Consider the following 753-nt stretch of genomic DNA (forward strand, 5'->3'; position numbering starts at 1 on the left):
GTTATGCACTTGGTGTCCCGCGTGGTTGGCCAGTTGCGCGATGACCTTGATGCTTTGCACGCTTACCAAGCTTGTATGAACATGGGCACGTTAACTGGAGCGCCAAAAATTCGTGCAATGCAACTGATTCGCGATGTCGAAGGTGCTCGTCGTGGCAGCTATGGCGGAGCGGTAGGCTACCTGACCGGAGAAGGCACGCTCGACACTTGTATCGTGATTCGCTCGGCTTACGTGGAAAACGGCATTGCTCAAGTACAAGCAGGTGCAGGCGTGGTATTCGATTCTGACCCTCAAGCGGAAGCCGATGAAACACGCGGAAAAGCTCAAGCGGTTATCTCTGCTATTCAAGCAGCGCATTCTCAACCTGCGAACAAGGAGTAGCAGACATGGCGAACATCGTATTCATCGATAACTTTGACTCGTTCACCTATAACCTTGTGGACCAATTCCGCTCATTAGGTCACTCAGTCAAAATTTATCGTAACCACATTCCGGCAGAAACCATCGAACAAGCAATAAACGAGCTCGAAAACCCCGTCGTTCTGCTATCACCGGGGCCAGGTGCGCCATCAGAAGCTGGTTCGATGCCAGAGCTGATTCAACGAGTGAAAGGCAAAGTGCCAATGATTGGTATTTGTCTTGGTCACCAAGCGATTGTTGAAGCGTACGGCGGTACTGTCGCTGGCGCTGGTGAAATCATCCACGGCAAAGTGTCGATGATGGAGCACCAAGACCACGCAATTTATCAAAATC

Annotated in this window: 2 protein-coding genes; both read left to right on the top strand. The window is 51.0% G+C overall.

The features are described 5' to 3' along the window. The coding region (locus tag R7Q09_RS25245; RefSeq protein WP_318143834.1) for a chorismate-binding protein at positions 1 to 381 on the top strand (381 nt) is incomplete at its 5' end. Positions 382 to 386: 5 nt separating this feature from the next. Further along, positions 387 to 753: glutamine amidotransferase-related protein (locus R7Q09_RS25250; RefSeq protein WP_318143835.1), on the top strand; the 367-nt coding region annotated here is incomplete at its 3' end.

Source organism: Vibrio sp. 2130-1, from assembly GCF_033339515.1.